The organism is Neorhizobium petrolearium, from assembly GCF_029854435.1.
GTDB classification, from domain to species: domain Bacteria; phylum Pseudomonadota; class Alphaproteobacteria; order Rhizobiales; family Rhizobiaceae; genus Neorhizobium; species Neorhizobium petrolearium.
In genome coordinates, this window is record NZ_CP123000.1 from 1,587,926 (window position 1) to 1,614,151 (window position 26,226).

At 61.1% G+C, this 26,226-nt stretch carries 30 protein-coding genes and 1 tRNA gene; 22 read left to right on the forward strand and 9 right to left on the reverse strand.

The features are described 5' to 3' along the window. Positions 1-45 precede the first annotated feature (45 nt). From QEO92_RS08150 to QEO92_RS08185, 8 genes are all read left to right on the forward strand, one after another. Positions 46-1,146 carry an ABC transporter ATP-binding protein gene (locus QEO92_RS08150; RefSeq protein WP_280107506.1) on the forward strand — a complete coding sequence of 367 codons (1,101 nt, stop codon included), beginning with the start codon at positions 46-48 and terminating at the stop codon, positions 1,144-1,146. Positions 1,147-1,186: 40 nt separating this feature from the next. Next, entirely contained in the window at positions 1,187-1,399 is a 213-nt protein-coding gene (locus QEO92_RS08155; RefSeq protein WP_037151391.1) for a twin-arginine translocase TatA/TatE family subunit, read from the forward strand. Positions 1,400-1,432: 33 nt separating this feature from the next. After that, the gene (tatB, locus tag QEO92_RS08160; RefSeq protein ID WP_227702668.1) at positions 1,433-2,137 is read left to right on the forward strand and encodes a Sec-independent protein translocase protein TatB; all 705 of its coding nucleotides are present in this window, start codon (positions 1,433-1,435) and stop codon (positions 2,135-2,137) included. Beyond that, on the forward strand, positions 2,134-2,958 hold the full coding sequence (gene tatC, locus QEO92_RS08165) for a twin-arginine translocase subunit TatC (RefSeq protein WP_037151386.1): 825 nt from the start codon (positions 2,134-2,136) through the stop codon (positions 2,956-2,958). The genes tatB and tatC overlap by 4 nt, the downstream gene beginning before the upstream one ends. Positions 2,959-3,009: 51 nt before the next feature. Continuing rightward, positions 3,010-4,290, forward strand: coding sequence for a serine--tRNA ligase (gene serS / locus QEO92_RS08170; RefSeq protein ID WP_227702669.1), 1,281 nt, complete (start codon positions 3,010-3,012; stop codon positions 4,288-4,290). Next, complete coding sequence (gene surE, locus QEO92_RS08175; RefSeq protein WP_037151380.1) at positions 4,290-5,060, forward strand: 5'/3'-nucleotidase SurE; 771 nt, start codon at positions 4,290-4,292, stop codon at positions 5,058-5,060. The genes serS and surE overlap by 1 nt, the downstream gene beginning before the upstream one ends. Positions 5,061-5,068: 8 nt before the next feature. Further along, positions 5,069-5,710 carry a protein-L-isoaspartate(D-aspartate) O-methyltransferase gene (locus tag QEO92_RS08180; RefSeq protein WP_407721040.1) on the forward strand — a complete coding sequence of 214 codons (642 nt, stop codon included), beginning with the start codon at positions 5,069-5,071 and terminating at the stop codon, positions 5,708-5,710. 159 nt (positions 5,711-5,869) lie between these two features. Continuing rightward, entirely contained in the window at positions 5,870-7,447 is a 1,578-nt protein-coding gene (locus QEO92_RS08185) for a peptidoglycan DD-metalloendopeptidase family protein (RefSeq protein ID WP_227702670.1), read from the forward strand. A gap of 86 nt (positions 7,448-7,533) precedes the next feature. Here QEO92_RS08185 and QEO92_RS08190 read toward each other — a convergent pair whose 3' ends face one another. From QEO92_RS08190 to QEO92_RS08200, 3 genes are all read right to left on the reverse strand, one after another. Then, on the reverse strand, positions 7,534-7,821 hold the full coding sequence (locus QEO92_RS08190; protein WP_227702671.1) for a YciI family protein: 288 nt from the start codon (positions 7,819-7,821) through the stop codon (positions 7,534-7,536). Between the two features lie 36 nt (positions 7,822-7,857). Further along, positions 7,858-8,442: a TetR/AcrR family transcriptional regulator gene (locus tag QEO92_RS08195; RefSeq protein ID WP_227702672.1), complete on the reverse strand. Its 585-nt coding sequence runs from the start codon at positions 8,440-8,442 to the stop codon at positions 7,858-7,860. A 253-nt stretch (positions 8,443-8,695) separates the two neighbouring features. Next, a complete protein-coding gene (locus QEO92_RS08200; protein WP_227702673.1) occupies positions 8,696-9,568 on the reverse strand; it encodes an ATP-binding protein in 873 nt (290 codons plus the stop codon). Between the two features lie 197 nt (positions 9,569-9,765). Between QEO92_RS08200 and yajC the strand changes: the two genes are divergently transcribed. The 4 genes from yajC (at position 9,766) to QEO92_RS08220 (ending at position 12,033) form a co-directional block, all read left to right on the forward strand. Beyond that, positions 9,766-10,113: a preprotein translocase subunit YajC gene (gene yajC, locus QEO92_RS08205; RefSeq protein ID WP_227702674.1), complete on the forward strand. Its 348-nt coding sequence runs from the start codon at positions 9,766-9,768 to the stop codon at positions 10,111-10,113. A gap of 92 nt (positions 10,114-10,205) precedes the next feature. Further along, the gene (locus QEO92_RS08210; protein ID WP_227702675.1) at positions 10,206-10,592 is read left to right on the forward strand and encodes an Mth938-like domain-containing protein; all 387 of its coding nucleotides are present in this window, start codon (positions 10,206-10,208) and stop codon (positions 10,590-10,592) included. Between the two features lies 1 nt (position 10,593). Then, positions 10,594-11,448, forward strand: coding sequence for a phytoene/squalene synthase family protein (locus QEO92_RS08215; protein WP_227702676.1), 855 nt, complete (start codon positions 10,594-10,596; stop codon positions 11,446-11,448). Positions 11,449-11,565: 117 nt separating this feature from the next. Further along, a complete protein-coding gene (locus tag QEO92_RS08220; RefSeq protein ID WP_052182865.1) occupies positions 11,566-12,033 on the forward strand; it encodes a hypothetical protein in 468 nt (155 codons plus the stop codon). Here QEO92_RS08220 and trmFO read toward each other — a convergent pair. From trmFO to QEO92_RS08235, 3 genes are all read right to left on the reverse strand, one after another. After that, on the reverse strand, positions 12,011-13,420 hold the full coding sequence (gene trmFO, locus QEO92_RS08225) for a methylenetetrahydrofolate--tRNA-(uracil(54)-C(5))-methyltransferase (FADH(2)-oxidizing) TrmFO (protein ID WP_227702677.1): 1,410 nt from the start codon (positions 13,418-13,420) through the stop codon (positions 12,011-12,013). The genes QEO92_RS08220 and trmFO overlap by 23 nt on opposite strands. A 164-nt stretch (positions 13,421-13,584) precedes the next feature. Beyond that, entirely contained in the window at positions 13,585-13,728 is a 144-nt protein-coding gene (locus QEO92_RS08230) for a DUF1127 domain-containing protein (RefSeq protein ID WP_081952840.1), read from the reverse strand. A gap of 260 nt (positions 13,729-13,988) precedes the next feature. Continuing rightward, positions 13,989-14,141: a DUF1127 domain-containing protein gene (locus tag QEO92_RS08235; protein ID WP_265105678.1), complete on the reverse strand. Its 153-nt coding sequence runs from the start codon at positions 14,139-14,141 to the stop codon at positions 13,989-13,991. Between the two features lie 714 nt (positions 14,142-14,855). On the opposite strand from QEO92_RS08235, the gene QEO92_RS08240 reads away from it, so the two are divergent. The 9 genes from QEO92_RS08240 to QEO92_RS08280 all read left to right on the forward strand — a co-directional run bounded on the left by QEO92_RS08240 (position 14,856) and on the right by QEO92_RS08280 (position 23,784). After that, a tRNA-Leu gene (locus tag QEO92_RS08240) sits at positions 14,856-14,940 on the forward strand. Positions 14,941-15,099: 159 nt separating this feature from the next. Continuing rightward, a complete protein-coding gene (gene tig / locus QEO92_RS08245) occupies positions 15,100-16,593 on the forward strand; it encodes a trigger factor (protein WP_227702678.1) in 1,494 nt (497 codons plus the stop codon). 321 nt (positions 16,594-16,914) lie between these two features. Then, a complete protein-coding gene (locus QEO92_RS08250) occupies positions 16,915-17,046 on the forward strand; it encodes a hypothetical protein (RefSeq protein WP_265105677.1) in 132 nt (43 codons plus the stop codon). 206 nt (positions 17,047-17,252) lie between these two features. Beyond that, positions 17,253-18,512 (forward strand): group II intron reverse transcriptase/maturase, encoded by a 1,260-nt coding sequence (ltrA, locus tag QEO92_RS08255; RefSeq protein WP_227702662.1) that lies wholly within the window; start codon positions 17,253-17,255, stop codon positions 18,510-18,512. 93 nt (positions 18,513-18,605) lie between these two features. Next, the gene (locus QEO92_RS08260; RefSeq protein WP_227702679.1) at positions 18,606-20,228 is read left to right on the forward strand and encodes an ABC-F family ATP-binding cassette domain-containing protein; all 1,623 of its coding nucleotides are present in this window, start codon (positions 18,606-18,608) and stop codon (positions 20,226-20,228) included. A gap of 932 nt (positions 20,229-21,160) precedes the next feature. Beyond that, positions 21,161-22,660, forward strand: coding sequence for an FAD-dependent oxidoreductase (locus QEO92_RS08265; protein ID WP_227702680.1), 1,500 nt, complete (start codon positions 21,161-21,163; stop codon positions 22,658-22,660). Positions 22,661-22,716: 56 nt separating this feature from the next. Continuing rightward, positions 22,717-22,902: a hypothetical protein gene (locus QEO92_RS08270; protein ID WP_037154776.1), complete on the forward strand. Its 186-nt coding sequence runs from the start codon at positions 22,717-22,719 to the stop codon at positions 22,900-22,902. Between the two features lie 255 nt (positions 22,903-23,157). Beyond that, entirely contained in the window at positions 23,158-23,319 is a 162-nt protein-coding gene (locus tag QEO92_RS08275; protein WP_200883984.1) for a hypothetical protein, read from the forward strand. Between the two features lie 255 nt (positions 23,320-23,574). Further along, positions 23,575-23,784 carry a hypothetical protein gene (locus tag QEO92_RS08280; RefSeq protein ID WP_210058293.1) on the forward strand — a complete coding sequence of 70 codons (210 nt, stop codon included), beginning with the start codon at positions 23,575-23,577 and terminating at the stop codon, positions 23,782-23,784. Between the two features lie 78 nt (positions 23,785-23,862). On the opposite strand, the gene QEO92_RS08285 is transcribed toward QEO92_RS08280, so the two are convergent. Further along, positions 23,863-24,204 (reverse strand): hypothetical protein, encoded by a 342-nt coding sequence (locus QEO92_RS08285; RefSeq protein WP_227702681.1) that lies wholly within the window; start codon positions 24,202-24,204, stop codon positions 23,863-23,865. 375 nt (positions 24,205-24,579) lie between these two features. Here QEO92_RS08285 and QEO92_RS08290 point away from each other — a divergent pair, with 375 nt between their 5' ends. Further along, positions 24,580-24,978 (forward strand): hypothetical protein, encoded by a 399-nt coding sequence (locus tag QEO92_RS08290; protein WP_227702682.1) that lies wholly within the window; start codon positions 24,580-24,582, stop codon positions 24,976-24,978. 62 nt (positions 24,979-25,040) lie between these two features. Here QEO92_RS08290 and QEO92_RS08295 read toward each other — a convergent pair whose 3' ends face one another. Both QEO92_RS08295 and QEO92_RS08300 read right to left on the reverse strand, forming a co-directional pair. Next, a complete protein-coding gene (locus tag QEO92_RS08295; RefSeq protein WP_227702683.1) occupies positions 25,041-25,670 on the reverse strand; it encodes a glutathione S-transferase family protein in 630 nt (209 codons plus the stop codon). Between the two features lie 67 nt (positions 25,671-25,737). Beyond that, entirely contained in the window at positions 25,738-26,181 is a 444-nt protein-coding gene (locus QEO92_RS08300; RefSeq protein WP_227702684.1) for a GNAT family N-acetyltransferase, read from the reverse strand. Positions 26,182-26,226: the final 45 nt, after the last annotated feature.

Sequence of the window (26,226 nt, forward strand, 5' to 3'; positions counted from 1 at the left end):
GATTTCTTTGAAGGCCCGGCTTGGCGGGTGCGAGCGGGCAGGAATATGATGAAATCGGCACAGTCGGCCACCAAGGAGACCAGACAGAAAGTCAGCGTCACGTTCGCCTCGCGGTTGACCTTTGAGGACATCCGCCATGCCTATCACGGCAAGGAGACGATCCGCGGCATTTCGCTGACGGCTGAGCCCGGCGAGGTCCTGTGCCTGCTCGGTCCCTCCGGTTCGGGCAAGACGACGCTGCTCAGGATTGCTGCCGGCCTCGAAGCGCAGAGCCATGGCCGGGTTACCATCGACAATCGGGAAGTGGCTGGTCCGGACGTGTTTCTTCCGCCGGAAAAGCGGGGCGTCGGGCTGATGTTCCAGGATTTTGCGCTCTTTCCGCATATGACGGTTCTGGAGAATATCCGCTTCGGCCTGACGGCGCTTACAGCCAGGGAGGCGATTGCGGAGGCCGGGGCGGCTTTGCGGCGCGTCGGCTTGTCGCACTATGCGGAAAAATACCCCCATGCGCTCTCCGGTGGCGAGCAGCAACGCGTCGCGCTTGCCCGTGCACTTGCTCCACGACCGGGCGTGCTTTTGATGGATGAGCCCTTTTCCGGCCTCGATTCCAGGTTAAAGGATGCCATACGTGCCGATACGCTGACGATCCTTAAGGAAAGCCGCGCGACCGCTATCGTCGTCACGCATGACGCCGAAGAGGCGATGCGGATGGCCGATCGGATCGCGCTTCTGAAGGATGGTCGATTGGTGCAGGTGGGTACGCCGGATGACCTCTATCGTCGGCCTTCCAGCTTGTTTTCCGCCGGTTTCTTCTCGGAAATCAATGAGTTCGACGGCGTGGTCAGGAACGGTAGGGTGGTAACGCCGCTCGGAAACGTATCCGCCGGCGACATCGGTGAGGGCAGAGAGGTCTCCGTTGCCGTCCGCCTGTCCGACGTCGATGTGGTGCCGGCGGGTGGGGCGATCCCGGCACGTGTCCTTTCAAGGCGGTTTCTGGGGGTGGTGGAATTCCTCACGCTTGCGGTTCCCGGCATCGAGGAACCAATCCGCGCACGCATCCGCGCAGACCGCTTGCCGACCGGGGTCAATGACGTCTCGATAACGGTACTTATCGAGGATATTTTGGTGTTTGAAAAAGCACCATAAAGAGCTTACATCGATTAAACAGATCTAATGGAGTTGAACTATGGGTTCTTTCAGTGTGTGGCATTGGCTGATCGTTCTGGTCATCGTGCTCGTCCTCTTTGGGCGCGGCAAGATTCCGGAGCTGATGGGCGACGTCGCAAAAGGCATCAAGAGCTTCAAGAAGGGCATGACTGACGAAGACGCCCCGGACGCGACGACAGCGAAGACCGTCGATCACAAGCCTGACGAGGTCAAGGAAACCGGCCGGTCCTAAGATCGGGTTTAGGGTTTCAGGAGCCTCATTAGCATGCTTGATATCGGCTGGACCGAGCTACTCGTCATCGCGATTGTCTTGATCGTCGTTGTTGGTCCGAAAGACTTGCCGCCCATGTTGAGGGCGTTCGGCAAGATGACGGCCAACCTGCGCAAGATGGCTGGCGAATTCCGGACGCAGTTCGATGAGGCCTTGCGGGAATCGGAACTTGACGATGTCCGCAAGACAATCTCGGACGCACAGCGTCTGAATCCGACGAATGCCCTGCGCGACGCGATCAATCCGCTCCGGCAGATGGGGCAGGAGATCAAGGCCGATCTGCAGAAGGCGACGCAAGTAACGGATGCTGCTGCGGCCAAGGTCGATACCGAGGCACAGCAGGCTGTTGAGGGCTCCTCCGCTGGTGAAGCCGTGACGGCAAGCGAGCCATCATCGGCGCCTGCGCCCGCGACAAGTCAGCCGCTGACCCCCGTTCCGGCCGCGCCGGAGGCCGTGGCGCCTGCCGCCATCGCCGAGAAGCCGAAGGCTGGGCGCAAGACCGTGACCAGGGCGAAATCCGCTGCCGATGTCTCGGCTCCGGCGGCGGCTGCGATTGAAAAACCGAAACGCAGCCGCTCGGCGAAGTCCGCGCCGGTCACTGAGGCCCCGGTTACTCAGGCCATGGAAAAGGCGGCCGCGAAGACATCGGTCCGCAAGCGTGCACCGAAAAAGACCGATACCCAGAAGGGCGACGCATGAGCGGTGATTACGAAGACAAGCCGCAGCCACTCATCGAGCACCTGATGGAGCTGCGCACCCGGCTGATCTGGTCGATCGGCGCATTTTTCATTGCCTTCGTGGTCTGCTTCTACTTTGCCAAGCAGCTCTTCAACCTGCTGGTCATCCCATACAAATGGGCGGTCGTCTGGGCCGGACTCGACCTCGCGAAGTCGGAACTGATCTACACCGCGCCGCAGGAATTCTTCTTCACTCAGGTGAAGGTGGCGATGTTCGGTGCGCTGGTGATCGCTTTTCCCGTCATTGCTTCACAGCTCTACAAGTTCGTCGCTCCCGGTCTCTACAAGAACGAGCGACGGGCCTTCCTGCCTTTTCTGATTGCTTCGCCGATCCTGTTCCTGATGGGCGGCGCGCTCGTCTACTTCTTCTTCACGCCCATGGTCATGTGGTTCTTCCTGGCCATGCAGCAGGCGCCGAGCGAAGGCGAGATCGGCATCTCGCTCCTGCCGCGCGTGTCGGAATATCTCAGCCTGATCATGACGCTGGTACTTTCCTTCGGGTTGGTTTTCCAGCTTCCGGTCGTCACCACGCTGCTTGCCCGTGTCGGTCTGTTGACGAGCGATTGGCTAAGGCAAAAACGCAAGTTCGCGATCGTCATCGCCTTTGTGGTCGCTGCGGTACTCACCCCGCCCGATCCGATGTCCCAGATCGGCCTTGCGCTGCCGACCATCCTTCTCTACGAGATTTCCATCTACGCCGCACGACTCGTGGAGCGCAAACGTGCTGAAGATGCTCTTCAGGAGCAGGCTTCTTCGAACGTTGCCGAGACGGAAAAGGCTTGAGCTTCCGTCTCTCGCCGGGCACGCGGCGTTTCGCTTTGAAGGCAAGGGACGATGCTCGATATCAAGTGGATCCGTGAAAACGAAGGGGCTCTCGATGAAGCGCTGAAGAAGCGCGGCGCCGAGCCCATGGCGGCAACTCTTTTGGCGCTGGACGACAAGCGCCGCTCCGTCATCCAGACGCTTCAGGACATGCAGTCCCGCCGCAACGCCGCCTCCAAGGAGATCGGCGCGGCCATGGCACAGAAGAACACCGAGCTTGCCGAAAGGCTGAAGACCGAGGTCGCCGAGATCAAGGACACGATGCCGGCTGCCGAGCAGGAGGAGCGCGAAGCCATCGCCGCCCTTGACGATGCCCTGTCGCGTGTCCCGAATATCCCGCTCGATGACGTGCCGGTTGGCAAGGACGAGCACGACAATGTGGTCAAGCACCTCGTCGGCGAGAAGCCGCGCTGGAACCATGCCGCAAAGGAGCATTTCGAGATCGGCGAAGCGCTCGGGCTCATGGATTTCGAGCGCGCCGCAAAACTCTCCGGCGCCCGTTTCACGGTGCTGACCGGCCAGCTCGCCAAGCTCGAACGCGCACTCGGCCAGTTCATGCTCGACATGCACACGACCGAGCATGGCTATACGGAGGTCTCCTCGCCGCTGATGGTGCGCGACGAAGCCATGTACGGCACCGGCCAGCTGCCGAAATTCGCCGAGGACCTGTTCCGCACGACTGACGGCCGCTGGCTGATACCAACCGCCGAGGTGACGCTCACCAACCTCGTTTCCGGCGAAGTGCTGGAGCAGGAGAAGCTGCCGCTGCGCTTCACCGCGCTCACGCCGTCTTTCCGTTCGGAAGCGGGTTCGGCCGGCCGCGACACGCGCGGCATGCTGCGCCAGCACCAGTTCTGGAAATGCGAGCTCGTTTCGATCACCGATGCCGAAAGCTCGATCGCCGAGCATGAGCGGATGACCGAATGCGCCGAGAATGTCCTGAAACGTCTCGGCCTGCATTTCCGCACCGTGACGCTTTGCACCGGCGACATGGGGTTCGGCGCGCGCAAGACCTACGACATCGAAGTGTGGCTGCCGGGCCAGGACACCTATCGCGAAATCTCGTCCTGCTCCGTCTGCGGCGATTTCCAGGCGCGCCGCATGAATGCCCGTTATCGGGTGAAGGACGACAAGAATCTGAAATTCGTCCATACGCTGAACGGTTCGGGTGTCGCTGTCGGCCGTTGCCTGATCGCGGTCATGGAAAACTACCTGAACGAGGATGGTTCGGTCACAATTCCGGACGCTCTTTTGCCGTATATGGGCGGAATCAAGAAGATCGAGCGCGCCTGATGCGGATCCTGCTGACGAACGATGACGGCATCCATGCCGAAGGCCTGGCGGTGCTGGAGCGCATCGCAAGGCAGCTTTCGGACGACGTCTGGATCGTTGCACCGGAGACCGACCAGAGCGGCCTTGCCCATTCACTGACACTGTCCGAACCGCTCAGGCTCCGAAAAGTTGGCGAAAAGCATTTTGCGCTGCGGGGCACGCCGACGGATTGCGTGATCATGGGCATCCGCGAAATTCTGCCGGAAAAACCGGATCTCGTGCTTTCGGGCGTCAATGACGGTTCCAACATGGCAGATGACGTCACCTATTCGGGCACGATCGCGGGCGCGATCGAAGGTACCTTGCAGGGTGTCCGTTCGCTCGCACTCAGCCAGGCCGTACGCCGGGACAACGGCCGTTTTGCTCCTTGGGACGTGGCCGAGTTTTATGCGCCCGATCTCATCCGCAAGCTCGCCGATGTGGAATTGCCTGACGGCACGTTCCTCAACCTCAACTTTCCGAACTGCGAGCCGAAGGATGTCCAGGGTGTCGAGGTAACGTCCCAGGGCAAGCTCGATTTCGGCCTGACGATCGATGCCCGTCAGGACGGACGCGGCCTGCCTTATTACTGGCTGCGCTTCGGCGACCGGAAGGGACACTTCCGCGACGGAACCGATATTCAGGCGCTGAAGGAAAACAAGATTTCCGTAACGCCGCTGAAACTGGACCTGACCGATCATTCGGTTCAGGATCGACTGGCAGAAGCATTGGGATTCGGAGCGACCGATTGAAATCGGGCATGGTCGAAAAAGAAGGATTTGCGGCGCTCGTGCTGCGCCTTCGGTCGGAAGGTATTTCCGACCTGGACCTTCTGACGGCCGTTGAGCAGACGCCACGCTCGCAATTCGTCCCGGCTCCGTTCGCAGACGAAGCCTATTCCAGCCGGACAGTGCCGATCGATTGTGGTTCCTTCATGGAGGGAGCCGATCTGGCGGTTCGGCTGCTCCACCGCCTGCAGGTGAAGCCCGGCCATCGCGTGCTCGAAATCGGCACGGGTAGCGGCTTCACCGCTGCGGTCATGGCGCGTATTGCCGAGCGGGTGCTGACTGTCGAACGTTACCGCACGCTGGTGGCCGCCGCCCAAGGCCGCATGGATGCACTGGGGCTGCGCAATGTCGTGGTGCGCCAGGCAGACGGCAGTAACGGCATGCCCGGCGAGGGGACCTTCGACCGCATATTCGTCACCGCCGCCTTTCCATCGCTGCCGCGATTCTATGCGGAGCAATTGACCCACGGCGGTTCGATGATTGCGCCGCTGATGATCGATGACGACACCTGCATGATGCTGAGGCTGACCAAGACCGGCAGCCGATTCGAGCGGGAAGACCTCTTTACCGTCCCGTATCTGCCGATCGTGCCGCATATCGCGGCGGCGCTTTGATGCCAAAGACAGCCATGTTTGCCGTGACGCGGAAGCCTTCCGGGAGTCATGGTTATCAATTTGACAAAAATCTTGGAGCACGACGCGGGCTTTAACCCGACGGTAAGACTAACGGGTTTTAATCACCTACACGATGGTTGCGTATCTGTAGGTCGAGTCATGCGTTTCAAGAGTTCTCCGAAAATCGGAAAATCCACTGTCAAGCTTACCGTGGCAGTGCTTCTCGCCAGCGCCGCGACAGGGTGCAGCTCGGATGCGACACGCTTCTCGGGCCTCTTCTCGAATTCCGACAATATCACGACGGCGTCCATTCCGCAGCGCCAGGGGGGCGGGGCCTACGGTCAAGCGCCGACACCGCAGGCCGACCTTGGTTCCGGCCAGAACCTGCCGCCGATCCCGCAGAACGATTATGGTTCGCGTGGCGCTGCGATGGCTCAACCCTATCCGGGTAATTCCGGCGGTTACTCTTCTCCTGCCCGCGTTGCCTCCGCCCCTGTTTCCGTCCAGCGTTCCGAGCTTTCCGCTCCGTCCGCCGGTCGCGATCCTGTGAACCGTCAGGAAGCGCTGGCGCAGCCGTTCCCGGGTGATCGGTCGAATGCGCCGAGACTGGCTGCTCCGTCTGCGGCTGCCTCCAAAACGGACAATCTCACCACCGGCACCGTGAAGCCCATGTCGGGTTGGTCCACCGTCAATGCGCCAAGAGTGACATTGAGGCCCGGTGAAACCGTCTCGACGCTCTCCGGGCGCTATGGTGTGCCGGAAAAGGAAATCCTGAAGGCGAATGGCGGGTCGATCGCTCCGGGCCAGGCCGTCATCATTCCGACGTTCGGGACGGCTCCCAACTCCGCCAAGACCGCAGCCGGCGATATCGACTTGCGGAACAAAGCTCCGGCCCCCGCGCGTGAACCTGAACAGAAGGTTGCCGTTCTGCCGACGCCGTCACGGGACAAGGCGCTTGCCGAGCCCGCCAAGCTGACGCCTCCTGCAGGCGGCAAGCCGCTTGGCGATACCTACACGGTCAAGCCGGGCGATACCCTTACGAAAATCGCTCGCGAGACTGGCACGTCGGTCGACCAGCTCAAGGCGGTCAACAACCTGACGACCGGAAATATTCGTGTCGGCCAGACGCTGAAGGTGGCGAAGGGTGCACCAGCACGCTCCGCCGATACGCTAAAGACGGCGTCCATTCCGCAGCAATCGGCGGAAAAGCCCGTCACTCAGCCGAAGCCCGCGACTCCCGCCGTCGCCCCGGTTGTCCAGGCATCCGCTCCGGCTGCTGCAAAGCCGCCAGTCGAAACGGCTTCCGTTTCCGAGGTCGAGAAGAAGGCGGACGTCGCCGCCGTGGCTCCCCAGTCCACCGGCATCGGCAAGTATCGCTGGCCGGTCAATGGCGCTGTCATCGCCGGTTACGGCCAGAATGTCGACGGCAACCGCAATGACGGCATCGACATCTCGGTACCGGAAGGCACGCCGATCAAGGCTGCGGAGAACGGCGTCGTCATCTATGCCGGCAACGGCCTGAAACAGCTCGGCAACACGGTTCTCGTTCGCCACGACGATGGCAAGGTCACGGTCTATGGCCATGCCGGCAGCATCAACGTCGCCCGCGGTCAGAAGGTCACCCGCGGCCAGACGATCGCCGCCTCCGGCATGAGCGGCGACGCCAAGCGTCCGCAGGTCCATTTCGAAGTGCGCAAGGACGCCACCCCGGTCAACCCTGTCACCTACCTTGAATAGAGTAGTGCGTCTCAAGGGGGATGAAGAAAAGCCCGGCAGTGCCGGGCTTTTTTTCGTCTTGGGAGCGTGAAGCCGCATGCAGGCGTTCATGCCTTCAGGAAAGCCAGCCGTTCGTCGGTGCGGCCCGGTGCGATTTCGAGAATTTCAGCGCTCACGATACCCTCAGCCACAAACGGGTCATCCAGAACCCTTGCGTCGAGTTCGCTGCGTGATATCCGGTGCGCAAGGATCGTTCCTCCCAGGCTTGGCTGAAGGCCTCCGGTCAACAGGAAAATGCCATCCTCGAAGCCGCGTCTGATCCAGTCATTGTGGCCCTCCATGAATTGCGGAGCTTTCGCTCTGCCATCTGAAAATCTGAGCGTGACGATGAACATGCTGAGCCCCTTTCAGGCTTGATGGTTCTATGTGGTTTAGGATTGAACGGTTTCGTCTGGGCGCAGTGCCTCCAGCCAGTCGCACATGCCGTCGACTTCGCGCCGGATGAAGCTCGCGTCGTGGAAAGCCGTTGCGAGCGACGCAACCCCCTGGCTCCGCATGAGGATGTGCATGGCGAGCGCTTCGGCGTCTTTTTCCCGGCCGAAAGCGGCGAACTGGCGCGCCAGCCAATCGCGGAACAGGATGAAGAGCTTGGCCGCCTCTTCCTTGGCGATATGGTCGAGCTTGGCGAGTTCACTGCAGAGCGTGCCGACCGGGCAGCCGTAAGCCATGATCTTCACCCGGTTCATGATCAGGATGTGGATGAATGAGCGGATGCGGTCCGCCGGCTCTCTGCCTTCGGCCTCCCATGCATCGAGCATCTGCCGCGTATTGGCCAGCCGCAGGGCGATCACGGCACCGAGGATTTCGTCCTTCGTCTTGAAATGATAATAGAAATTGCCGCGCGAGAGATTCACGGCCGACGCGATGTCTGCAAACGACGTGACTTCGAAACCCTGCTCGTAGAAGAGCCGGTCGGCAGCGTCCACAATCTGCTGGCGTGTATCCGCTGCGCTCATGCTGCCCGTTCTCCTCCTCCGGCGTATGCCGTTCACTCACTTCGGCCCCGTGAGAGCTGCCGTGAGCGCTATTAGGTCAATTGTCCTATTCGGTTTAGGACGATTGGCCTAGGAAAGTCAAGCCGCACCTATGGGAAGACCGCCCGAACGGCTTGGAGCATCGGCGATCGACGAAGCGGTCGGCAATGACCGGAGAAGGTTTCCCGCTTGGCAGGAACTCTCCCCCGTCTTGGCGAACTGTGGAAATCCCGGCTTAGTTCCGGTTCAGGGACTTCCTGAGCCGGCCGGCGAGATCCTGGATATATTGCCAGGCGACGCGGCCGGAGCGGCCCCCGCGCGTCGTCGCCCATTCAAGTGCCTGCGCGTGCAGCGTTTCGCGGTCGAGGCCGAGATCGAAATGGTCGGCATAGCCGTCGATCATCGTCAGATAATCGTCCTGGCTGCATTTGTGGAAGCCGAGCCAGAGCCCGAATCGATCGGAAAGCGACACCTTTTCCTCGACGGCTTCGGAAGGGTTGATCGCTGTCGACTGCTCGTTCTCGATCATGTTGCGCGGCAGGAGATGGCGCCGGTTGGACGTGGCGTAGAAGAGCACGTTGTCGGGGCGGCCTTCGATGCCGCCGTCGAGTGCTGCTTTGAGCGACTTGTAGGCCGTGTCGTCATGGTCGAAGGACAGGTCGTCGCAGAAGACGATGACCCGGTGTCCGGAGGTTTTCAGGATATCGAGGAGGTCCGGCAGCGAGGAGATATCCTCACGATGCACCTCGACGAGCTTCAGCGAAATGCCGGTCGCCACCCGCACGTCTTCGTGGACCGCCTTGACGAGCGAGGATTTGCCCATGCCGCGCGCGCCCCAGAGAAGCACGTTGTTGGCCGGGAAACCTTCGGCGAAGCGCAGGGTGTTCTCGTGCAGGATATCGCGCACGTGGTCCACGCCGCGGATCAGTTTCAGCGCCACGCGGTTCGGACGCGGGACCGGTTGGAGGCGCTGGTTCGCCGGCACCCACACGAAGCACTCGGCCGCATTCCAGTCGTTGACCGCGGGCGGCGGGCCAGCAAGCCGCTCCAGCGCATCCGCCAGCCTGCGGACCTCGGCCAGGATCAGGGTGTTGAAATCGTCGCTCATGGTGTTTCTCCGGTCCTGTCGACCCGCTCGGAGCCGTTTTCCGGTGCGGTAACACGCTCGTTTGTGGATCAAAAGCCTGAGAGCCGTGGATTTGGTACGGGAAAGGCGTGTTTCTGTTGCATTCCAGTCTATCACAACTATATTCCGGCGGCTTGAAACGGGGGCTTCGACGTCTCCGGTAATCTTAGGAGTTGTTGATGTTCATTACCGAAGCATTCGCCCAGGCCGAAGGCGCCGCACCCGGAGGCTCGGCATTCGGCTCCGGCCTTGAAATGCTTTTCCTCTTCGCGCCGCTGATGGTGGTCTGGTACTTCTTCCTGATCCGGCCGCAGCGCGCCCAGCAGAAGAAGCGTACCGAGACGCTTTCCAACATCCGCCGCGGCGATCAGGTCGTGCTCGGTGGCGGCATTACCGGCAAGGTCACGAAGGTCATTGACGACGCCGAACTGGAAGTCGAAATCGCCGACGGTGTGAAGATCCGCGCCATGCGCGCCTATATTGCGGAAGTCCGCGTCAAGGGCGAGCCGGTCAAGACCGAAGCCTGATCGGACAATCGGAACGCGGTTGCCGCAAGTCCGTTGAACTTCCCGAGGGCCGGATCGTCCGGCCCGAAACTTTCTCAAGAAAGCTCTCGACCATGGCGAAAGGCATCGAAATTCGCGAAGCCCATTTTCCCGGTCGCGCTCCCATCGATGCTTATGGCAACGGCGGGTTTCGCTTTGCCGATATGTCGCATCGCGGCTCATTGCTCTGCTTGCCGTCCGGCATCTATGGCTGGGATATGAAGGAGGGCGATCCGCTGACGGCTGAGGCCTTTTCCAAGGTGCTTGCCGAATCCGGCGAAATCGAAGTCCTGCTGGTTGGCTCCGGCCAGAATTTGAAGCCGATCCCCGCCGATCTGAAAGCCGCGCTAAAGGCGAGAGGCATCGCGTCCGATCCCATGAGCACGGGGGCCGCTGTCCGCACCTTCAATATCATGCTGGCCGAATCGCGCGCCGTGGCGGCTGCGCTGATTGCAGTCTGATATGGCTGAAAGTCCGAAAGAGACCTCCGATCCCTGCCTCGCCATGCTCCGCGAGACGGATCGTGACCGCTATCTTGCCTGCCTCCTCTCGCCGGAAGACAAGCGCGGCGCGCTGGCCGCGCTCTATGCGTTCAATGCCGAGATTGCTCGCGTGCGCGACGTGGTGCGGGAACCGCTGCCGGGCGAGATCCGCCTGCAATGGTGGCGCGACCTTCTGGAAGGCAATGCCCAGGGCGACAGCGGCGGCAATCCGGTGGCCGTTGAATTGCTCGGCGCAATCGAGAAGTACCGTCTGCCGCGCCAGACCTTCGTCGATATGATCGAAGCGCGTATCTTCGATCTCTACGACGACCCGCTGACCGATAGACACGCGCTCGAAGGATATGCCGGCGAGACGGCTTCGGCGCTGATCCAGCTTGCGAGCCTGATCCTCAGCCCCGACGATGCTGCCCGTTCGGCCGACGCGGCCGGCCATGCCGGTGTGGCGCAGGCGATCGCGGGCTTCCTGCTGCTGATGCCGATCCATCGCCGCCGCCGCCAGCTCTACCTGCCGCTCGATATTCTCTCGGCGACTGGACTGGACCGCGACACGTTCCTGGATGGCGAAGACAAGCCGCGTATCTCTGCTGCCATCGAGGCTTTCGCCGGGCTGGGGCTCGAACATTTGGCCAGGGCGCGAAAGGCAGGTGCCGTTCCGGCCTCCGTGTTGCCGGCTTTCCTGCCGGTGGCGCTTGCCGGACCTGTTCTGCGTCAGGCCGTGCGGGCGGGCGCGGCTGTGCTTGATACGTCCCTGCAATCTCCACAATGGCGGCGTCAGCTCCGCCTTTTGAAAGCAGCGGTCAGCCGCCGCTTCTGACGACACCAAATTCGCACAAGCCTCGCCGGCTAAAGGAGGCATGGGCAGAGGTAGGTCCATCAAAGGAGAAGCGATGTGAGCCCCATCATCGTCTGGTCGATCATCTTCGTGCTCCTGATGGGGCTTGCCTATTACGTGACCCGCCTCGTCAGCGGGGAGCGCACCGAAGGCAATCGTCACGATACCGGTCTGGCGATCCTGGAATTCGGCCGTGCCTTTCCCAATGAAGCGATCCGTAGCCTGCATGTCACGGCGGATGGTGAGGCGATCTTCGTGCGTCTGCACGACAACAAGGCCGGCTTCATGCGCAGCCGACGCAACCACTACGCCTGCCATCTGATCGAGCCGGGACGTGTGCGTGTCACGCCCCTTCCGGACGCCAAAGGTTTCAGCGTAGAATTCCTTGATGCGCCCACCCAGAACGGAACCTTCGTCTTCCCGACAGAGAAGGAGGCCGCCGAAGTCTCCCTCTGGCTGCTCGACAACTACGTCAGCGTCACGGATCGCGAGATCGATGAGATTGCGGAGGCGCCGGCCGAGGCGGAGGCCCCGGCCGAAGACGTCACTCCCGACCGAGCCAGCTAGCGCAGTCCCTGAGCGCGCGGGCGGAGAGCAATTGCCGCTTCACGATCGTCTTGTCCTTGCCGCGGAAGCGCTTGACGCCTTCCGGCCTGACGATCGAACCCGGCTCCAGTTCGGGGAACAGCCCGAAATTGATATTCATCGGTTGGAAGGAGCGCTTGCCCGGTTCGTCCTCCGAAACCAGGTGCCCGCCGGTGATATGGCCGAGCAGGGAACCGAAAGCGGTTGTGACCGGTGGGGCAACAAGCGGTTCACCCTTGCGTTCGGCGGCAGCGAAACGGCCGGCGAGCAGCCCGATCGCGGCACTTTCCACATAACCTTCGCAGCCGGTGATCTGGCCCGCAAAACGCAGGCCCGGCCGGCTCTTCAGCGTCAGCGTCCTGTCGAGCAACACCGGCGAATGGATGTAAGTGTTGCGGTGCAGGCCGCCGAGACGCGCGAATTCTGCGTTCTGCAGACCGGGAATCAGGCGAAAGACGTCGACCTGCGCGCCGTATTTCAGCTTCGTCTGGAAACCGACCATATTGTAAAGCGTGCCGAGCGCATTGTCCTGGCGGAGCTGAACGACTGCATAGGGCTTGACCGTCGGATTGTGGGCATTGGTAAGGCCCATCGGCTTCATCGGCCCGTGCCTGAGGGTTTCGCGGCCGCGCTCCGCCATCACCTCGATCGGCAGGCAGCCGTCGAAATAGGGTGTGCCCTCCCATTCCTTGAAGCCGACCGTATCGGCGGCGATCAGCGCATCGACGAAAGCGTTGTACTGAGCTTCGTCCATCGGGCAATTGATGTAATCCTTGCCGGTGCCGCCGGGGCCGATCTTGTCATAGCGCGACTGATACCAGCAGATGTCCATGTCGATCGAATCGCGATGCACGATCGGCGCGATCGCGTCGAAGAAGGCGAGCTGATCCTCGCCGGTCTCGCTCTGGATCGCCGCGGCGAGGGCCGGCGAGGTGAGGGGACCGGTCGCGATGATCGCGAGATCCCATTCTCGGGGCGGCAGGCCCTGGATTTCCTCGCGCACGATGGTGATCAGCGGGTGCTTTTCGATTGCTTCGGTGACGGCTTCCGAAAAACCGTCGCGGTCGACGGCAAGTGCGCCGCCGGCCGGCACCTGGTTCCTGTCGGCCGAGGCCATGATCAGCGAACCGGCGAGCCGCATTTCCGCGTGGATGACGCCGACCGCGTTGGACGTTGCATCGTCCGACCGGAAGGAATTCGAACAGACAAGCTCGGCCAGTCCATCCGTCTTGTGGGCGTCCGTGCCGCGCACGCCGCGCATTTCGTGGAGAATGACCGGGATACCGGCCGATGCAATCTGCCAGGCGGCTTCGGAACCGGCTAGGCCGCCGCCAACGACATGAATGGGGGAGAAAGAATTCGTGTTCATGGCCGGCTCAATATCACGCCATTTGCTTGACCGGAATCAAAAATGGGCCGGAATCAAAAAGGCACCTCAGAAGGTGCCTTTGATACGTCCTTGGATGTTCTCCCGGACTTATTCCTCTCGTCGCAGCGGCTTGATACCGCGCGGGCCCGCCTGCGAGAAGCGGATTAACGGAAGGAGCGGGCCGCGATGTGGCGGATGTCGTAACGGGTCAGACCGATGTCGTTGAGCGCCTGGTTGGAAAGATTGCCAAGCTCGTTCATCGTGCGGCGGTAGCTGATCCAGTTCTTAGCGATGCGGATCGGGTTCATGGTTGTTTCCTCGAATTTCATCTTTGTCCTGACGCTCTGTCTCGGCATCAGCGATGACCGTCTTATACAACCGCATAATAAGAAAGTGCAGTGCAAAAAATATGCGACTGCCATGCAAATGTGCAGGGGGTTGATGAATTTTCCGGCTAAGCTTGAAAAGTGGGCAGGTGCTTGAGGCGTAAAATTTCGGGGCACAAACGAAAAGCGCCTCCCGGAGGAGGCGCTTTCCAAAGGTCGCTGACGCGAATATGTCGAGCGGCTTAGAAGCCGACTGCGGTCCGAGCGACGCGGCGGATGTCGGCGCGGCCGATGCCGAGGTCGCTGAGTTCACGGTCGCTCATGCGGCCGAGTTCGTTGACGGTTTCGCGGTACTTGCGCCAGCTGCTGATCTTCTGTGCGATGTTCACGGTCATGTCCTTTTCTCGGGTCCTTGCCAGCAGCCCCTTCGGCGCTGACTTCGATCTCATGACCGCTAATATATGTTGCGCCGCAAAAAGAAACAGCGCTCATTAGGTATGGCACCTATGCGTCCTGCGCATTACGAAACGATTAACCAAGCGGCTTCCTGGGTAATTCATAGGCAAGTTTGCAAGGCTCTATGCTGCGGGGCAAAAAAATAACGCCCACCGGGGGAGGAGGTCCGGTGGGCGTCATTTGTAATGACCGGCGATTTGGGAGGAGGAGGATCGCCAGTCCCATCGGGCTTACGCTGGGAGGAGGAGTGCGTGGCCCGAATTCCTGTCACGGGTTCAATCCCGAGGGCACTTCTTTCTTCCGGGCGGGTGCCAGACCGCCCGAGCCAGAGAGATCGAAATCCGTTCCAATCAATCTCTGTATCTGCATACTATGAGACTGCGCTGTCATTGTGCAGTGCAATATTCGAATGGATGGCATGCGACTGATGCATGGCTTCCATTGCTCGCGACTCTAAGTATGCATATTCGAATTTAATAAAAAGTTATTGATCTTCCTCAAGCCGGTTTCGGCCTGCTTCCGCTGCAGGAACCCGGCTTTTCCGGAAGCGCCAAAAAAGCGTCATTTTTCCTTTGCGTGGGCTGAAACGGGTGATATAGAGACGCGCGCTCCGGAAGGCCTCTGGCCACGAGGATTTTCGACGCGGTTGGGGCGCGGGTATGGTGAAATTGGTAGACACGCCAGATTTAGGTTCTGGTGCCGCAAGGCGTGGGAGTTCAAGTCTCTCTACCCGCACCAGAACCGCCGGGAGTGCGGTCGGAGCCGCTTTCGGCTGGACGACATGCGCTCCGCAAAGCCGCGGCTGGTCTCTTTGAAGTTCCGGCGATGTGCTCACTGAAACTACGGCTGTAGACGCCAGATATTTGGGCACCGCCGCCACGATATGAAGGTTTAAAAATGCAGGTTACCGAAACGCTCGCTGAAGGGCTGAAGCGCGAAATCAAGGTCGTTATCCCGAAGCGGGATATGGAAGCGCAGCTCAACCAGCGTCTCGCCGACGCCAAGGACAAGGTCCGCATCAATGGTTTCCGTCCGGGCAAGGTTCCGGTCGGGCATCTGAAGAAGATGTACGGCAAGTCGATCATGGCCGACCTGGTCAGGGAGATCGTCAACGAACGCCCGAGCCAGATCCTCTCCGATCGCGGCGAAAAGTCCGCTACCCAGCCGTCGGTCACGATGACCGAGGATGAGGCCGAAGCCGAGAAGATCCTGAACGCTCAGACCGATTTCGAATTCACGGTCTCCTACGAGGTCATCCCGCAGATCGAGCTGAAGCCGACCAGCGGTCTCTCCGTCGTGCGTGAAGTCGTCGAAGTCACCGAAGACGAGGTCAACGAGCAAATCGAGAAGGTCGCCGAAAGCGCCCGCACCTACGAGAGCAAGAAGGGCAAGGCTGCCGAAGGCGACCGCGTCACCATGGACTATCTCGGCAAGGTCGACGGCGAAGCCTTCGACGGCGGCGCTGCCGAGGATGCCGAACTGGTTCTTGGCTCCGGCCGCTTCATCCCGGGCTTCGAAGATCAGCTGGTTGGCGTCAAGGCCGGCGACGAGAAGCAGATCACCGTGACCTTCCCGGCCGATTATCCGGCGGCAAATCTCGCCGGCAAGGAAGCGACCTTCGACATTACCGTCAAGGACGTTGCAGCCCCGGCCGCCATCGAGATCAACGATGAGCTCGCCACGAAGCTCGGCATCGAATCCGTCGATCGCCTGAAGGAGATCGTCCGCGGCCAGATCGAAAGCCAGTATGGCAGCGTCACCCGCCAGAAGGTGAAGCGCCAGATTCTCGACCAGCTCGACGAGATGTATCAGTTCGACACCCCGCAGAGCCTGGTCGATGCGGAATTCGAAAACATCTGGCGCCAGATCAACACCGATCTCTCGCAGTCCGGCAAGACCTTCGAGGATGAAGGCACGACCGAGGAAGACGCCCGCGCCGAATACCGCAAGCTCGCCGAACGCCGCGTTCGTCTCGGCCTCGTTCTCTCGGAGATCGGCGAAAAGGCCGGCGTCGAGGTGACCGAGGAGGAAATGCAGCGCGCCCTTTATGCTCAGCTCCAGCAGTTCCCGGGCCAGCAGAAGGAAATCCTCGACTTCTTCCGCAAGACGCCGGGTGCTTCCGCCTCGCTGCGTGCGCCGATCTTCGAAGAAAAGGTCGTCGACAAGCTGCTCTCCGAAATCAACGTCACTGACAAGACGGTGACCAAGGAAGAACTGCTCGCCGAAGACGAGGAAGGCGAAACCGCCGCGAAGCCGGCCAAGAAGAAGGCCGCTCCGAAGAAGGCTGCCGCCAAGGCCGAGGCTGCTGATGCGGCCGAAGGCGAGGAAGCTGCCGCTCCGAAGAAGAAGGCTGCGCCGAAGAAGAAGGCCGCTGAAGACAGCGCCGAATAAATTTCGCAGACAAGAGATAGAAAAGCCGGGTCGGAGACGATCCGGCTTTTTTGTTGGTGCGCCAGGCATGGCGCGTGGTGCGAGAGCACCGTTTGGCCGGGCTGGTATCCGGCCGATGACTTTGAGGTGCAAGTCCTCTGCAGGCCCTGGTGATGGGAACTGTTAGCTGAACAGCAAGGGCGTTGCCGCGAGGTAGGGTCTGAAGGAAGCTGCAAGCAAAATGCCGGCCTGACGAACAGGAAGCGCATATGAGGCGTCCGCATCCGGGCGAGGGAGCCAACAGACCCGAAGCCCGATATCACCCGGAGGATGCGGCCGTAGATGCGACAGGTATATGGCATGAAGGTCACGCGTCTTACCCTGGGAGACCTGTCGATCTGCCCCTGGAAACAGGTGGGCTACCGGCGTCGAGAGGCGTCGGGATGGGGCGGCAGGGGACAGCAGAAGCCGTAGTAGCCGGACCAAGCGGCGAAGGGCTGAACATGGAGTGCGGGACGGAGATCGGTCTTTCGATGGTGAGAACAGGTGCAGAAGTTGGGGCTGAGATGCCCTGTGCCCAAGCTGAGAGTAGCGGCCGGAAGCCGCGAGGGCAGGCATTGGGTGCATCCGACACCACGGCAGGACTGTTAGCCTCTCGACCGGAGGCGAATGAGCGACTGATGGAGACGATCCTCAGCCGCGAGAACATGATGGCGGCTTACCGTCGGGTGGTGGCGAACAAGGGTGCGCCGGGCATCGATAAGATGTCTGTCGAACAACTGAAGCCATACCTTGCGGAGCATTGGCCGCGTATCAGGGAAGACTTGCTGGCGGACTGTTACAGGCCGGCGCCGGTGCGCGGGGTGGAAATCCCCAAGCCCGGCGGCAAAGGAATGCGTCAACTAGGCATTCCGACCTGCCTCGATAGGCTGCTCCAGCAGGCGATGCATCAGGTGCTGATGCCGATCTTCGACCCGGACTTCTCGGCCTCCTCCTACGGCTTCCGGCCGGGGCGGAGCGCTCACGACGCGGTGCTCGCCGCCCGGTCACATGTGGCCGGTGGTCGCCGTTTTGTGGTCGATCTTGATCTGGAGAAGTTCTTCGACCGAGTAAACCACGATGCTCTGATGGCACGCGTGGCACGCAAGGTCACCGACAAGCGGGTGCTGCGACTGGTCCGCCGCTACCTGCAGGCTGGGTTGATGACGGGTGGGATCGAAACGGTACGCAGCGAAGGGACCCCGCAAGGCGGTCCGCTTTCGCCGCTGATGTCGAACATTCTGCTCGATGACCTCGACAAGGAACTGGAGCGACGCGGCCATGCCTTCTGCCGCTACGCCGACGACTGTAACGTCTATGTGCAGTCGCAGCGTGCCGGCGAGCGGGTTATGGCCTCGCTCACCCGCTTCCTTGCCGAACGGCTGAAGCTCACGGTCAACGGTGCCAAAAGCGCCGTGGACCGACCGTGGAAGCGCACGTTCCTTGGCTACACCATGACCTTCCACAGGGCGCCGCGTCTACGGATCGCGGCGTCCAGCGTGGCGCGGTTCAGGGGGAAGCTGAAGGCTGCCTTTCGTGCCGGGCGCGGTCGCGCCCTCGGCGCCACCGTCAAAGACCTCACCCCGATCCTGCGCGGCTGGATGGCCTATTTCCGGCTGACCGAAGGCAAGGGGATCCTGGAGGAGCTTGATGGTTGGTTGCGGCGCAGGTTGCGCTGTATCCTATGGCGGCAATGGAAACGGCCACGTACTCGGTGCATGCGGTTGGTGCAGCGCGGCCTGACGGAGCAACGGGCACGTGACTCGACCAGTAATGGTCACGGTCCTTGGTGGAATGCCGGGGCCAGCCACATGAACGATGCCTTCCGTAAGGCCCTCTTCGACCAACTCGGGCTGATTTCTTTACAACGGGAACTGCACCGCCTAAACCACGCTTCATGAACCGCCGTGTACGGAACCGTACGCACGGTGGTGTGGGAGGAGGGATGCCGTAAGGCCCCTCCTACCCGATCCATGAACGATTGAAGTCCTCCCATGATCCGCATCGAAAACATCAGCAAGTCGAACAGCCACCGCATTCTCTATATCGAAGCCTCCGCGGCGCTGAACCGTGGCGAAAAGATCGGCCTCGTCGGTCCGAACGGCGCCGGCAAGACGACGCTTTTCCGGATGATCACCGGGCAGGAGCTGCCGGATGAAGGGCAGATCGCGACGGAGAAGAACATCACCATCGGTTACTTCAGTCAGGACGTCGGCGAGATGGCGGGCGTGAGCGCGGTAACCGAGGTGATGGAAGGCGCTGGCCCCGTGAGTGTCGTCGCCACCGAGTTGCGCGAACTCGAGTCAGCCATGGTCGATCCGGATCGCATGGACGAGATGGAGGCCGTCATCGAGCGTTACGGCGAGGTGCAGGCCCGTTACGAGGAGCTCGATGGTTACGGGCTGGAAGGCCGCGCCCGCGAGGTGCTGGCGGGGTTGAGCTTCACGGAGGAGATGATGGACGGTGACGTCGGCAAGCTTTCGGGCGGATGGAAGATGCGCGTGGCGCTCGCCCGCATTTTGCTCATGCGCCCCGATGTCATGCTGCTCGACGAACCGTCGAACCATCTCGATCTCGAAAGCCTGATCTGGCTCGAAGATTTCCTGAAGGGTTATGACGGCGCGCTGCTGATGACCTCGCACGACCGCGAGTTCATGAACCGTATCGTCAACAAGATCATCGAGATCGATGCGGGGTCGCTTACCAGCTATTCCGGCGACTACAGCTTCTACGAGCAGCAGCGGGCCCAGAACGAAAAGCAGCAGCAGGCGCAGTTCGAGCGCCAGCAGGCGATGCTCGCCAAGGAGATCAAGTTCATCGAGCGTTTCAAGGCGCGCGCCAGTCACGCCGCGCAGGTGCAGAGCCGGGTGAAGAAGCTCGACAAGATCGAGCGCGTTGAACCGCCCAGGCGCCGACAGTCGGTCGCCTTCGAATTCCAGCCGGCGCCGCGCTCCGGCGAGGACGTGGTGAACCTCAAGAACGTTCACAAGGCTTACGGCAGCCGTTCGATCTACGAAGGGCTGGACTTCATGGTTCGCCGCAAGGAGCGCTGGTGCATCATGGGCATTAACGGCGCCGGCAAGTCGACGCTTTTGAAGCTGGTGGCCGGCGCGACCGAACCGGACACGGGCAGCGTGACGGTGGGCGCCAGCGTCAAGATGGGCTATTTCGCCCAGCATGCCATGGACCTGCTCGATGGGGATCTCACGGTTTTCGAATGGCTGGAGGCCGAGTTTCCGCGCGCAGGCCAGGGGGCTTTGCGCACGCTCGCTGGCTGCTTCGGCTTTTCCGGCGACGACGTGGAGAAGAAGTGCCGGGTTCTCTCCGGCGGCGAGAAGGCGCGCCTCGTGATGGCCGCCATGCTTTTCGATCCACCCAATTTCCTGGTCCTCGACGAGCCGACCAACCATCTCGACCTCGACACCAAGGAAATGCTGATCAGGGCGCTGTCGGAATACGAGGGGACGATGCTGTTCGTCAGCCACGACCGGCATTTTCTCGCCGAACTTTCCAATCGCGTGCTCGAACTGACGCCCGACGGCATTCACCGTTATGACGGCGGCTATACCGAGTATGTCGAGCGGACGGGTTATGAGGCTCCGGGTTTGCGGAGTTGATCGGCGGTTTGCGGAGGTGAGGGCGTGCCGCGTCCGCCCCCCTCTGGCCTGCCGAACACAGGGGGAGATAGGGTGCCCCCGCCGAGGCTTTTCCAACATTTTCGCCCACGCGCAGCTTCCTGCCGTGGTTTTCAAAGAGCAATCCGGAGAAGCGCACGCGAATGCGGAACCTCGGATTATAGTAATAAAAGTGGCTCCGCATTCGCGTGGCCTTCGGCGTTCTCTCGGGGCTTCCGGCCCCTACAGGTGATCATCTCGCCTCGCTGCGTGGTCTCGTTCACGCCCGTCTTTTCGGGACAGGCTCACCACTTGCACGGCTCAACCGAACCGGACATGGCTGCCCGGGGGAGGCTTGATAGGAGCGTTTGTCTTGCGACGAACTCTCCATGGCTTTCACCTCTTCCACCTTTCCCGCACGTTACCGTTCCGATGGAAGCGCCGGCTCCCGCCTGCCCGCGAACGTCTCGCGAAACACTCCGGCGACGGAAGCGGGACAATTCTAGGCATGACGCAAGAGGGCGGGGATGAAGAAAGGCGATTTTTCCTGCCGATTTCTTTCAAGGCCTTGATTTGCCTCACCACACCCCCCTCTGCCCTGCCGGGCATCTCCCCCTCAAGAGGGGAGATCACAAGCGGCATGACCTTCCCGTCCCATTACCTCCCGCCAGCCAGCATGGTTGCTTGTTTTGGGGAAGCTGATGCGCCCAGCCGATCTTCCCCCCTTGAGGGGGAGATGGCCGGCAGGCCAGAGGGGGGTGAGGTTGGTGCACAAGTTAGCTTGGGTCTAGAACGATGGGCGGCACTTCTTCATCTATCGTGAATCGAGAAAGCTCTATCGGCATATTGGTGTCTTTCCGAGGCTGCCTTTCCCTGGCTAAATTTCGCTTCGGCTCGCTCGGGAGCGGCGGCCGGCGGAGATGAGGGAGGATGCCATGGATGACCGCAACGTATCGGTGAAGGAGATACGCCAGAGCGAAAACCGCTTCCTGAGCTCCGATATCTTTGAATCGGGGCAGCATGTTTTCCCCCGTCGCAACGGCGAGGGGGTTCTGCGGGAAGAAGCGCGCGACATCCCCCTCTATCATCGCTGTGATGTGCTGGTCGTAGGCGGCGGGCCATCCGGGACCGCGGCCGCACTTGCCGCGGCCAGAACCGGGGCGGAGGTCGTGGTCCTGGAGCGCTACAATCATCTCGGCGGGCTTTCCACGGGCGGCGTCGTGATCTGGATCGACCGGATGACCGATTGGGAAGGGCGGCAGGTCGTTCGCGGATTTGCCGAGGAGGCGATCGGCCGGCTTCCTCCTGAGGCCGTGGCCGGCCCGGACAGGACGCTTTGGGGCGTGCGGGACCCTGATCTTGCGAAATACTGGCGGCTCCGCACATCGGCCTTTCACGGCATCGTCACCTGGGCCCCGACCATTGATCCCGAGAGACTGAAGCTGACCTCACAGGAAATGCTGATCGAGGCGGGGGTGCGGATTGTCTTCCATTCCTGGGCAGCGATGCCGGTCGTGCAGGATGGCGCCGTTGAGGGCGTGATCTTCGAAAGCAAGGAGGGTCGCCAGGCGATCATGGCCAAGGTCGTGGTGGACTGTACCGGTGACGGCGACATCTTTGCCCGCGCGGGAGCAAGCTTCGAGGCCGACATCGAGGAAGGCGACGTCCATCACTCGATGAATACGGGCTTCATGCTGGGCGGCGTGGACATGGAGACATGGCTGACTTTCCGCGGAACGGAAGAGCAGGCATTCGCGGATTTCAACACGTTGGGACGAGAGCAGCTCGGCTTCTTTCAGACGCCCTACGTTTCCTGGCGCAACGACATCGCGCTTTTTCTGGGCCCCCGGCAATCGGGCCTCTCGGCGCTCAACGTGGACGACATGACCGAAGTCGAAATCCGCTCGCATCGGTTCATGCAGTCGCATTGCGAATTCTTCCGGAAGCATGCGCCGGGTTTCAAGGACGCCTACATGCTCCTGAGCGCGCCGCAACTCGGCGTCCGGCACACGAGGCGTCTGGCGGGTGTCGGGCGGATCGAGCGCAGCCAGTGGGGGAGCGGCGCGATCCAACCCGACGAGGTGGGCGTCAGCCCCTCGGTTTCGCCGAAGTTTCCGGTCCTTTCCGTGCCTTACGGAGCTCTTGTGCCTCTGAGGCTGAACGGATTGCTGGCCGCCGGGCGTCACATCTCCTGCGATGCGAACAGTCATGGTTTCATGCGGGAAATTCCCCAATGCTGGCTGACAGGGCAGGCGGCGGGAGCGGCGGCCGGCATTGCGGCCAACCGCGGTGTGACGCCGCGGGATGTCGAGATTGCGGAGTTGCAGTCGACCCTGCGCGCTCAAGGCGCTTTTGTCCGCGATGCAGCCGATTGCCATTCCTCAGAAGACAGAAATAGAGATAAAGATGGATCCTTGCCGGTGCAGAGCGATTGAACGGCTCGCACCACGAATGGGGCATTACGGAAAACCCTGCCCCTTGGGAGGATAAGATGAACAATCAGGGCCTATGGCTAAAAGTCACGCGGTCCGACGGCGTGAACCTTTTGGTCAACTTTGATCAGGTGGTTGCAATCCTACCGCACGAGGATGGTCAGTTTACCAAACTGGTGACTGCAGCAGGCGATATCCCGATCAAGGAGAATATCGACTACATTCAGGCACATATCTCGATCTGACGGTCGACATTGCAGCGCTTGTGTCGCGACCATTTCGGATTCTGCGCCGGCTTCAGACGTTGCTCACGACTGATAGCCGGTCCATGCTGCCGCTGACATCAGCAAAGCGAGGGAAGATGAGCGTCGAAAGCGGAATACCGGCAGCGAATCCGAAGAGGAGCTGTCGTCACCTCCAAAAAAGCCGCTCATCAGTCCACACTCTCGCCACAGTCGGCCATGATTGTTCCACCGATCGTTTCGTGAGGGGAGGAACCCATGAGCAGAAACGCCATCATCGGCATCATCGTGGTCATCGTCGTCATCCTGCTGGCCCTTTTCCTGTGGCCGAGCTCCACCACGCCGCCGGCGGGGACCGGGACGGGGACGGAGACAGCCCCAACCACGCCTGCGCCGACGACGCCTGCTCCCTCAAACTGAGCGGCTTCCTGGAAATCGGATAATACAGCCGGGGTTATGCTCGCCGCGCCGGGGTTCCAGCCGGCGCTTTTGAGCAAGAGCACCGGCTCCTGCGGTTGCCTTGCAGCACGCCGGAGCCTGCATCCGGCTTGGGTGACGCGCTCAGGCGCGAACCCCTTCGGCCGCCGGGGCAGGCGGCCGTCCCGGCGAAATCCGGTGGCGGAACTTTTGCCGGCATTTCCGGTTATCTGCTCCAGGACATGCCGGAGCAGAAAGATGCCCGCTCTGATCAGTTACATCCTCATTCGAGTGTCGATCGGCTTCGCGCTGGGCGCTGCCACCGCAGTCGCCATACTGACGCAGTCGCTATCCGGTTCGATCCTTTCCATCGGGCTCCTGGAGATATGGCTGACGATCTACGGCTTCGGCTCGGTTTTCGGGCTCGGCTATCTTGCGACATCTCTGGCGTTCGATGCCGAAGAATAGTGCCGACAGAAGAAAGCTTTTCCGACAACAAAAACCCCGCACGAGGCGGGGTTGTGAGCAGCTCGAAGCGGACGCTTGTCACCTGGCAGTGATGGTATAGGAGCCCATCTCACAAAGGTCCTGCGCGTCTTCGAGGTCTTCGAAATCGGAGTCCTCGGTGAATTCGAAACGCATGTCGTATTTGCAGACCGCGCGGCCATCGGCGATAGTGATCTCGATGCTCTCGCCCGGGCCGAGTACATCATCGCCAAAAACATCCTCTTCCCACTCGTCGATGCCGACTGGCGATGTATAGAAGCGCTCGAGCGTCCCTTTCGTCTTGTTCGTCAGCGTGAAGACGAGGTCCTCGGCCTGCGAAGCACTGGCCGATATTAAGATAGCTGCGAGAGCGCCCGCAGTGGCATAGATAAACTTTGTCACGGATAAATCCCCTCAGCCCGGAATCGGGCGAGGTCTTCCTAACATAATCTATTCAGGCGGCAATGCGTGGCCGCATTCATCATGAATCTTAAATGTGTATTCGCGGATTAGCCGTCGTTTACAGGCTGACCGGCCGCGAAGCAGCGCCAGCGGTAGTAGTCGGCGTGTAGTTTTGTCGGTTGCGCAAGGTCCCCTTCCCGAAAAGCATTCGCCATATTGGCAGAAGATCCGGCGCGCTTCCCGGATTGGAGCTTTCTATACCGCTTGTGCAGCATTCTGGCGGCCGGGAGGGTGGGATGGAACTTTGTTATGCTCCCGTTCATTTTGCCGACACTAAATTGGAACTCGGTTTTGAGCCCAGCTTGGGAGGAACACATGAAAGCGAAACAATTGGCTTTGCTGGCGGGCATGTCCGTCCTGCTTGTAGGTTTGGGCGTCCTGCCCGGACCGGCAGTCGCCCAGGTCGTGCAATTCGACTTCGGCGACGGCGACGTTCGCATCATCAGACCGGACGACGACAGGCGGTATTACCGCCGTGATGAGTGGCGCGACGATCGGCGATACGAGCGCAGATATGGCGAATATGGTCGGCCAGGCTGCAGCCCCCGTCAGGCTCTGGCCGCGGCTTCGAGATATCTGGACGATCCGCGGATCAGGTCGGTGCACCGCCGATATTATGATATCGACGGGTACGGCAAGAGGGGCAGTAATCGTGGCCGTCCCGACGGCGTCCGAATCTCTACCGCCCCCAATTGCGAGCGCTCCAGGCATTAGAAGGGCGCCAAGGCAGCCCTTGCTTGTCGGAGATCCGATTGAAATCGGGTATTCCGTCAGTATCACCCTGCCTTTTGCAGTTCGGCCGCCGCGGCATTGTCTTTTTCATTGGCGCGCCGGCAAGCTTCTCTCGAAGCGAGCCGCCCGAAATACTCCTCGAAGGCCGGACGTTTTTCGATCGTACCGAACTGCAGGCCCCATCCGATCTGGGCACCGACATAGACGTCGGCGGCGCTGAACACATCTCCAGCGATATAGGGGTTCGCCTGCACTGCCTTTTCGAGCGTGTCCATCACGTCGGCATAGCTGCCATAACCGATCATGCGCTCGCGGTCGGGCGGCACCTCGAAGCCGAGCGCCCTGTTGCTGACGGCTGCTTCCAGCGGGCCTGCCCCGAAGAAGAGCCAGCGATAATAATCGGCGCGCCGGTCGGTCGGGGGCGCAAGGCCCGCTTGGGGGAAGGCATCGGCGAGATAGGCGCAGATTGCCGCGCATTCGGTCACGACCTTGCCGTTGTGAACGATCGTCGGCACCTTGCCCATCGGGTTGACGGTCTTGTAGGCGTCGCCCTTCATCGTCGTGCCGAATTGAAGGATCTCGGTGCGGTAGGGAGCGCCGACTTCCTCCAGCATCCAGCGGGCGATGCGGCCGCGCGACATCGGGTTGGTGTAAAGTATCAGCTCATCCGTCATGACGTCCTCCTCTTGATCTTTCCCTCAGTGCTAAAATCCGGATGTTGCGGAATCAAGACAGAAGCGCTCACAGCGGCTTGCGATACTGGATGAAACCGGAATTCTGCGCGACGCGGTCGTAAAGCCTGCGGGCGGTGGCGTTGCTCTCATGGGTCAGCCAGTAAAGCCGGCCGGCCTTGTTCTGCCGCGCCAGCTCGGCGGCAGCGTCAATCAGCGCTTCGCCGGTGCCTTTGCCGCGCTCGCTCATCGCAACATAGAGGTCCTGCAGATAACACGTCCAGTCCGGCAGCCAGCAGGAGCGGTGGAAGATCACGTGCGCGATGCCGACCATTTTTCCATTCTCGTCGAAGGCGCCGAAACCATGCATCGGCTCGGCGGGGTCAAGCAGCCGGCTCCAGGTGAGGTCGTATTGTTGCTTCGGCAGCACGGTTTCGTAGAAGCGCAGGTAGGCCTCCCAGAGCGGCTCCCATTGGGCGCGGTCGGAGGGTTCAAGCGGGCGGACGGTTGTCATGGCTGATTCCCCAAAAGAAAACGGCAGAACTTGCGTCCTGCCGTT

Excerpts from the sequence above, each read along its gene's own strand:
- QEO92_RS08150 (WP_280107506.1), top strand. The coding sequence starts at position 46 with ATGATGAAATCGGCACAGTCGGCCACCAAGGAGACCAGACAGAAAGTC.
- QEO92_RS08155 (WP_037151391.1), top strand. The coding sequence starts at position 1,187 with ATGGGTTCTTTCAGTGTGTGGCATTGGCTGATCGTTCTGGTCATCGTG.
- tatB (WP_227702668.1), top strand. The coding sequence starts at position 1,433 with ATGCTTGATATCGGCTGGACCGAGCTACTCGTCATCGCGATTGTCTTG.
- tatC (WP_037151386.1), top strand. The coding sequence starts at position 2,134 with ATGAGCGGTGATTACGAAGACAAGCCGCAGCCACTCATCGAGCACCTG.
- serS (WP_227702669.1), top strand. The coding sequence starts at position 3,010 with ATGCTCGATATCAAGTGGATCCGTGAAAACGAAGGGGCTCTCGATGAA.
- surE (WP_037151380.1), top strand. The coding sequence starts at position 4,290 with ATGCGGATCCTGCTGACGAACGATGACGGCATCCATGCCGAAGGCCTG.
- QEO92_RS08180 (WP_407721040.1), top strand. The coding sequence starts at position 5,069 with ATGGTCGAAAAAGAAGGATTTGCGGCGCTCGTGCTGCGCCTTCGGTCG.
- QEO92_RS08185 (WP_227702670.1), top strand. The coding sequence starts at position 5,870 with ATGCGTTTCAAGAGTTCTCCGAAAATCGGAAAATCCACTGTCAAGCTT.
- QEO92_RS08190 (WP_227702671.1), bottom strand. The coding sequence starts at position 7,821 with ATGTTCATCGTCACGCTCAGATTTTCAGATGGCAGAGCGAAAGCTCCG.
- QEO92_RS08195 (WP_227702672.1), bottom strand. The coding sequence starts at position 8,442 with ATGAGCGCAGCGGATACACGCCAGCAGATTGTGGACGCTGCCGACCGG.
- QEO92_RS08200 (WP_227702673.1), bottom strand. The coding sequence starts at position 9,568 with ATGAGCGACGATTTCAACACCCTGATCCTGGCCGAGGTCCGCAGGCTG.
- yajC (WP_227702674.1), top strand. The coding sequence starts at position 9,766 with ATGTTCATTACCGAAGCATTCGCCCAGGCCGAAGGCGCCGCACCCGGA.
- QEO92_RS08210 (WP_227702675.1), top strand. The coding sequence starts at position 10,206 with ATGGCGAAAGGCATCGAAATTCGCGAAGCCCATTTTCCCGGTCGCGCT.
- QEO92_RS08215 (WP_227702676.1), top strand. The coding sequence starts at position 10,594 with ATGGCTGAAAGTCCGAAAGAGACCTCCGATCCCTGCCTCGCCATGCTC.
- QEO92_RS08220 (WP_052182865.1), top strand. The coding sequence starts at position 11,566 with ATGGGGCTTGCCTATTACGTGACCCGCCTCGTCAGCGGGGAGCGCACC.
- trmFO (WP_227702677.1), bottom strand. The coding sequence starts at position 13,420 with ATGAACACGAATTCTTTCTCCCCCATTCATGTCGTTGGCGGCGGCCTA.
- QEO92_RS08230 (WP_081952840.1), bottom strand. The coding sequence starts at position 13,728 with ATGAACCCGATCCGCATCGCTAAGAACTGGATCAGCTACCGCCGCACG.
- QEO92_RS08235 (WP_265105678.1), bottom strand. The coding sequence starts at position 14,141 with ATGACCGTGAACATCGCACAGAAGATCAGCAGCTGGCGCAAGTACCGC.
- tig (WP_227702678.1), top strand. The coding sequence starts at position 15,100 with ATGCAGGTTACCGAAACGCTCGCTGAAGGGCTGAAGCGCGAAATCAAG.
- QEO92_RS08250 (WP_265105677.1), top strand. The coding sequence starts at position 16,915 with ATGCGACAGGTATATGGCATGAAGGTCACGCGTCTTACCCTGGGAGAC.
- ltrA (WP_227702662.1), top strand. The coding sequence starts at position 17,253 with ATGGAGACGATCCTCAGCCGCGAGAACATGATGGCGGCTTACCGTCGG.
- QEO92_RS08260 (WP_227702679.1), top strand. The coding sequence starts at position 18,606 with ATGATCCGCATCGAAAACATCAGCAAGTCGAACAGCCACCGCATTCTC.
- QEO92_RS08265 (WP_227702680.1), top strand. The coding sequence starts at position 21,161 with ATGGATGACCGCAACGTATCGGTGAAGGAGATACGCCAGAGCGAAAAC.
- QEO92_RS08270 (WP_037154776.1), top strand. The coding sequence starts at position 22,717 with ATGAACAATCAGGGCCTATGGCTAAAAGTCACGCGGTCCGACGGCGTG.
- QEO92_RS08275 (WP_200883984.1), top strand. The coding sequence starts at position 23,158 with ATGAGCAGAAACGCCATCATCGGCATCATCGTGGTCATCGTCGTCATC.
- QEO92_RS08280 (WP_210058293.1), top strand. The coding sequence starts at position 23,575 with ATGCCCGCTCTGATCAGTTACATCCTCATTCGAGTGTCGATCGGCTTC.
- QEO92_RS08290 (WP_227702682.1), top strand. The coding sequence starts at position 24,580 with ATGAAAGCGAAACAATTGGCTTTGCTGGCGGGCATGTCCGTCCTGCTT.
- QEO92_RS08295 (WP_227702683.1), bottom strand. The coding sequence starts at position 25,670 with ATGACGGATGAGCTGATACTTTACACCAACCCGATGTCGCGCGGCCGC.
- QEO92_RS08300 (WP_227702684.1), bottom strand. The coding sequence starts at position 26,181 with ATGACAACCGTCCGCCCGCTTGAACCCTCCGACCGCGCCCAATGGGAG.